Origin of the sequence: Immundisolibacter sp., assembly GCF_041625615.1 — a bacterium.
GTDB lineage: Bacteria > Pseudomonadota > Gammaproteobacteria > Immundisolibacterales > Immundisolibacteraceae > Immundisolibacter.
Genome location: NZ_JBFJTF010000139.1, coordinates 1 through 5,566, shown reverse-complemented (window position 1 = coordinate 5,566; position 5,566 = coordinate 1). Strand labels below are relative to the sequence as shown.

At 65.9% G+C, this 5,566-nt stretch carries 6 protein-coding genes; all 6 read right to left on the bottom strand.

Features of this window, described 5'->3' with window-relative positions; genetic code table 11:
• On the bottom strand, positions 1–155 hold a 155-nt coding region (gene rpmG, locus ABYX71_RS10045; protein ID WP_300129333.1), incomplete at its 3' end, for a 50S ribosomal protein L33.
• A gap of 12 nt (positions 156–167) precedes the next feature.
• On the bottom strand, positions 168–404 hold the full coding sequence (gene rpmB, locus ABYX71_RS10040; protein WP_372696362.1) for a 50S ribosomal protein L28: 237 nt from the start codon (positions 402–404) through the stop codon (positions 168–170).
• A 93-nt stretch (positions 405–497) separates the two neighbouring features.
• Positions 498–2,135 carry an NAD+ synthase gene (locus ABYX71_RS10035; protein WP_372696361.1) on the bottom strand — a complete coding sequence of 546 codons (1,638 nt, stop codon included), beginning with the start codon at positions 2,133–2,135 and terminating at the stop codon, positions 498–500.
• Positions 2,136–2,241: 106 nt separating this feature from the next.
• Positions 2,242–3,015 carry an SDR family NAD(P)-dependent oxidoreductase gene (locus tag ABYX71_RS10030; protein WP_372696360.1) on the bottom strand — a complete coding sequence of 258 codons (774 nt, stop codon included), beginning with the start codon at positions 3,013–3,015 and terminating at the stop codon, positions 2,242–2,244.
• Between the two features lie 152 nt (positions 3,016–3,167).
• Positions 3,168–4,163, bottom strand: coding sequence for an OmpA family protein (locus ABYX71_RS10025; protein ID WP_372696359.1), 996 nt, complete (start codon positions 4,161–4,163; stop codon positions 3,168–3,170).
• 168 nt (positions 4,164–4,331) lie between these two features.
• Positions 4,332–5,321 (bottom strand): OmpA family protein, encoded by a 990-nt coding sequence (locus ABYX71_RS10020; protein ID WP_372696358.1) that lies wholly within the window; start codon positions 5,319–5,321, stop codon positions 4,332–4,334.
• Positions 5,322–5,566 lie beyond the last annotated feature (245 nt).

Genomic DNA, 5,566 nt, shown 5'->3' with positions numbered 1-5,566 from the left:
TACTTGATCTTGGCTTCCTTGTAGGTCACGTAGGCGCGCGCCTTGGGGTCGAACTTGCGCAGCTCGATCTTGTCCGGCGTGTTGCGCTTGTTCTTCATCGTCGTGTAGTAGTGCCCGGTTCCGGCAGTGGAGACCAGCTTGATCTTCTCGCGCATGGAAACGTCTCCTTAAACCTTGGTGCCGCGGGCACGCATCTCGGCCAGAACGGTTTCGATGCCTTTCTTGTCGATGATGCGCATGCCCTGACGCGACAGGCGCAGCGAGACGTAGCGGTTCTCGCTGGCGACCCAGAAGCGGTGGCGCTGCAGGTTGGGCAGAAAGCGCCGCCGCGTCTTGTTGTTGGCGTGCGACACGTTGTTACCGGTCATCGGCCCTTTGCCGGTGACCTCGCAGACCCTGGACATGGAATTCTCCGCAAATCGGGCCGGCATCAACGCCGACCAGAAAAAAGGCCGCTTTTATACCAGAAGCGCCGCGGCCTGGGTAGGCGCCGGCCGTCAGCCGCCGCGCGGCTCCTTGAAGCCGGAGGTAATCGGATAGCGCCGGTCGCGACCGAAGGCGCGCTGGCTGATGCGCACGCCGGGGGCCGCCTGCCGGCGCTTGTATTCGTTGCGGGTGACCATGGCGATGACCTCGCGAATGGTCTTCAGGCTGGCGCCAGTGGCGCGGGCGATGTCTTCCGCCGAGCGATCCTGCTCTATGTACAGTTCCAGGATCGCGTCCAGCATGTCGTACGGCGGCAGGCTGTCCTGGTCGGTCTGGTTCGGGCGCAGCTCGGCAGACGGCGCACGTGTCAGCACCCGTTCCGGAATCACCGCGGACAGGGTGTTGCGGTAGTGCGACAGCTTGTACACCAGGAGCTTGGGGACGTCCTTGATGACGGCGAAGCCGCCCGCCATGTCGCCGTACAGGGTGGCGTAGCCGACCGCCATCTCGGTCTTGTTGCCGGTGGTCAGCACCAGTTTGCCGGTCTTGTTGGACAGCGCCATCAGCAGAACGCCGCGCACGCGCGCCTGGATGTTCTCCTCGGTGGCGTCCCGGGTGGAGCCCGTGAACTCGTCCGCCAGGGCGCGCTCGATGCTGTCGACCGTCTGGGCGATGGAGATGGTGCTGTAGTGCACGCCCAGGGCCTCTGCCTCGGCGCGCGCGTCTTCCAGGCTCATGTCCGAGGTGTAGGGCGAGGGCATCATCACCGCATGGACCCGGTCCGGTCCGAGCGCGTCGGCGGCGATCGCCACGGTGAGCGCCGAATCGATGCCGCCGGACAGGCCGACGATGGCGCCGGCGAAGCGGTTCTTGTCGATGTAGTCGCGCACGCCGGTGACCAGCGCCTGGTAGATGCCGGCCAGGCCATCGGTTTCAGTCACGGTGTCCGGCAGCGGCTCGACACCCGTGCGGCCCACGCGCAACCGCGTCAGGTACAACCCTTCCTCGAAGGCCGGTGCGCGTTGGGTGATGCGCCCCTGGGCGTCCATGACCAGCGAGCCGCCGTCGAAGACCAGTTCGTCCTGGCCGCCGACCATGTTCACGTACACCACCGGCACCGGGCTGACGGCGATGCGCTCGCGGATCACGGCCTCGCGTTCGGCCTGTTTGTCGACATGAAACGGCGAGGCGTTGATGTTGACCACCAGCTGCGCGCCGGCGCGCACGGCCTGCGCCATCGGCGCCGGGCCCCAGATGTCCTCGCACACCGTCAGGCCGACCTGCACGCCGTGCAGTTCGAACACGGCCGGCCGGCTGCCGGCGCGAAAGTAACGCTTTTCGTCGAACACGCTGTAGTTGGGCAGCAGGTGCTTGTGGTACAGCGCCAGCGTTTCGCCGTCTCGCAGCACCGCGGCGGCGTTGTACAGCTCGCCTTTGTGCAGGTGCGGAAAGCCGACCAGTACGGCGATGCCACCGACCGCGCGGCGGATGCGTTCCAGCCCGGCCTCGCTGCGCTCGATGAACTCCGGGCGCAGCAGCAGGTCCTCGGGCGGGTAGCCGGTGATGGCCAGCTCCGGAAAGACCACCAGGTCGGCGGCGTGTTCACGGCGGGCGGTGGCCGCCAGTTCGATGATCTTGTCGACGTTACCCGAGATGTCACCGACCAGGCAGTTCATCTGGGCCAGGGCGATAGTCAGTTCGCGCGGCATGGCTCGGCTGGGGTTGGGGCCACGGTGGCCCGTGCAGGTGGCGCGCACTGTACCACCGTCTCAGCGCCCCGGCCGGCCACCGGTTCAGGTGGCCGGCCGCTACCGCTCATATGAAGGTCAGCCCGCCGTCCACCTGCAGGCTCTGGCCGGTGATGAAGCCGGCATCGTCCGAGCACAGAAACATCACGCCGTGCGCCAGGTCGTCGGTGTGGGTCAGCCGCTTGATGGACTGCATCTGTGTCATGCGCTCGAACACCTCGTTCGGCACGGACGGGCGCTCGATTTCGGTCTTGGTGACCCCCGGCCAGAAGGTGTTGACGGTGATGTCCCACTGGCCGAGTTCGCGCGCCATGGAGCGTGTCATGCCGACCATGGCCGATTTCGAGGTGATGTAGTGCAGGTAATTCTCGCGGCCCATGATCATGGTGGCCGACGAGATGTTGATGATGCGCCCGAAGCGCCGTGCCTGCATGGTCGGCACGACCGCCCGTGCGCACAGGAAGGAGCCGGTGATGTTGACGTCCATGGCGCGTCGCCACTCGTCCACCGGCAGTTCCCAGAACGGTGCCATGGTGATGCGCGAGAACACGGCGGCGTTGTTGATCAGGCAGTCGATGCGCCCGAAGGCGTTCAGCGTCGCCCGCGCCATTTCCTGGGTGGATGCCTCGTCGGCGACGTCGGTTGCGACGAACAGCGCCTGGCCACCCTCGGCCTTTACTTCCGCCTCGACGCGGCGGCCGGCATCGGCGTTGAACTCGGCGATCACCGGGATGGCGCCCTGCGCGGCGAAGTGCTTGGCATAGGCGCGGCCGATGCCTTGCCCGGCGCCGGTGATGATGACCACGCGGTCTTTGAGGCCGGCGTAGGTGTTCGATGACATGCGGACTCCTCCTGACTTCATTGGTGTGAACACGCCCGTGTCAGGGCGTTGTCCGATGGTAGTCCGGCACGGGTCCAGAAAGCACGAAACCCGCGGCGGAGCGCGGGTTTCGTGGCAGGGAACGGGCCGGGCGCGGGCCCGGCCAGGAGGCGTTACTCGGTGATGCGCAGCTCCACACGGCGGTTCTGTGCCCGACCGGTTTCGGTGCTGTTGTCGGCCACCGGCTGGCTCTCCCCGTAGCCATTGGCGCTCATGCGGCCCGCGTCGACGCCCTTGTCGACCAGGTAGTTGCGCACGCTCACGGCGCGCCGCTGTGACAGGTCCTGGTTGTAGCTGTCGGAGCCAATGCTGTCGGTATGGCCGGCGATCTCGAAGGTGGCGTTCGGCCGCTTGTTGATCAGGGCCATGGCGTTGCCGTCGAGGGTGCTCTTGGCCTGTTCGGACAGCGTGTCGCAGTCGAAGCAGAAATTGACGCCCTTCAGGACCACCGTTTCTGTGACCGGCGTCGGCTCCGGCGTGGGCACCGGACGCGGCGCAACCACCTCGGCCACCGGGCGCGGCGCCGGTGCGGCCTGCGGACGGGCACCGATCGGAATGCTGACACCGGCCATCACGACCCAGTCACCGAAGGTGTCATCGACGCCGGGCATGTCGAGGTCGGCGAAGTCCCAGCGATGACGGGCCTCCACGCGGAGCTTGGCGCCGTCATCGTCGATGTCGCGCATGAAGCCGAGGCCGGCCTCGACCACCGTGGAGGTTTCGTCGAAACCACCGGAGATGTCGGTGTGCAGGGCGCCCACACCCAGCACGGCGAACGGCGCGAAGCCCGGATTCCGGTTGAAGAAGAACAGGCCGTCGAGCGTGCCGCCGTACTGCTTCCATTCGCCGGCGCTGTCCAGGTCGAACTGCTGGCCCTTCAGGTTCAGCTCCAGGTTCAGCCATTCGTTGACCGCCTTGCCGATGCCGACGAAGCCGCCCGGTGCGTCGTCTACGTCGATGCCCGGGGCGATGTCTTCCCGCTCATCGTCGGCGAAGGTGTAGCTCAGGCCGCCGGACAGGTACCAGCGGGTGTCGAGTTCCTGGGCGCCGGCGGCGCCGCACAGCGCGGTGAGGCTGGCGGCCAGAATTGCCTGTTGTTTTAAGTTCATGTGAGACCTCGTTTTTGGATGAGGGGGCAATCATCGCTGACGCGATGCGCCGGCCCAGGTTTCGTGCGCCTACGCTTTAACTGTGCAGCCTAGCCCAAATGCGCGGCCATGTGCTGAGGCACGTTACACATGGCCGCTTGCACCGTGGGGGTGGGTGGGCGACGGCGGCTATTCGGTGATGCGCAGTTCGACGCGTCGGTTCTGGGCGCGGCCGGCAGCAGTACTGTTGTCGGCCACCGGCTGGCTCTCGCCATACCCCTTGGCGGTCATGCGCGTGCCGTCGACGCCTTTCTCGATCAGGTAGTCGCGCACGCTGTCGACGCGTTTTTGCGACAGCCGCAGGTTGTATGTCTCGGTGCCGATCGAGTCGGTGTGGCCGGCCAGCTCGAAGGTGGCCTTGGGCCGCTTGTTGATCAGCGCCAGCGCATTCTCGTCGAGCTTGTGCTTGGCCTCGTCCGACAGGTGGTAGCAGTCGAAGCAGAAGTACACGTCCTTGAGTACGACCACTTCGGTGACCGGTGCGGGCGGCGGCGGAGCGGGCGTCGGCGCGGGCTCGACCACGGCCACCGGCACCGGCTTGGCGGGACGTTCGCCCAGCGCCACCGTGACGCCGACCATCACCAGCCAGTCATTGAAGGTGTCGTTGCCACCGGGCAGGTCCAGGTCGGGCGAGAAATCCCAGCGGTGCCGGATCTCGGCGCGCAGTGTGTCGCCGTCGTCGTTCACCATGCGCATCACGCCCAGACCGGCCTCGACCACCGGGCTGGTCTCGTTGTCGCCGGGGGTGTCCGAATGCAGGGCGCCGGCACCGAGTACCGCATAGGGCGCGAAGCCGGGATTCCGGTTGAAGAAGAACAGGCCATCCAGCGTGGCACCGTATTGATTCCAGTTGCCGTTGTTGCTGCCCAGGTCGAATTGGTGGCCCTTGAGATTCAACTCCAGGTTCAGCCATTCATTGATGGCCTTGCCGACACCGACGAACGCCGCGGGTGCGCCGTCCACGTCCCAGCCCATGCCGGGCAGTTCACGGTCATCATCACCGAAGGCATAGCCGATGCCTGCCGACAGGTACCAGCGGTCGTCCAGGTCGCCGGCAACGGCGCCTGCGCTGACGAGTGACAATCCGGCGAGGGCGAAACACGTTTTCTTGAGTTTCATTGGTGTCTGGCTCCTGCGTAGCGGGTACGCGCTTTCTTGGATGAAAGGGTTTATCCGGTCACCACCGGCTGCGAGGTCGGCCACCAGTGTACTAAACATATTTCTTTGTCAACGGCTCAGGGCCGTGTTGTCCAGTCTTTCCTGCATCGATTCGATCCAGTTTTCGGCATCCGACAGAACGGCTGCCGGGTCACGGTCGGCCGTCTCGATGACCGGTCCGATGGCGACCGTGATGGTGCCGGCGC

Bases quoted from the DNA above. Each gene is read 5' to 3' on its own strand.
- ABYX71_RS10025 (WP_372696359.1), bottom strand. From the start codon at position 4,163: ATGAACTTAAAACAACAGGCAATTCTGGCCGCCAGCCTCACCGCGCTG.
- rpmB (WP_372696362.1), bottom strand. From the start codon at position 404: ATGTCCAGGGTCTGCGAGGTCACCGGCAAAGGGCCGATGACCGGTAAC.
- ABYX71_RS10035 (WP_372696361.1), bottom strand. From the start codon at position 2,135: ATGCCGCGCGAACTGACTATCGCCCTGGCCCAGATGAACTGCCTGGTC.
- ABYX71_RS10030 (WP_372696360.1), bottom strand. From the start codon at position 3,015: ATGTCATCGAACACCTACGCCGGCCTCAAAGACCGCGTGGTCATCATC.
- ABYX71_RS10020 (WP_372696358.1), bottom strand. From the start codon at position 5,321: ATGAAACTCAAGAAAACGTGTTTCGCCCTCGCCGGATTGTCACTCGTC.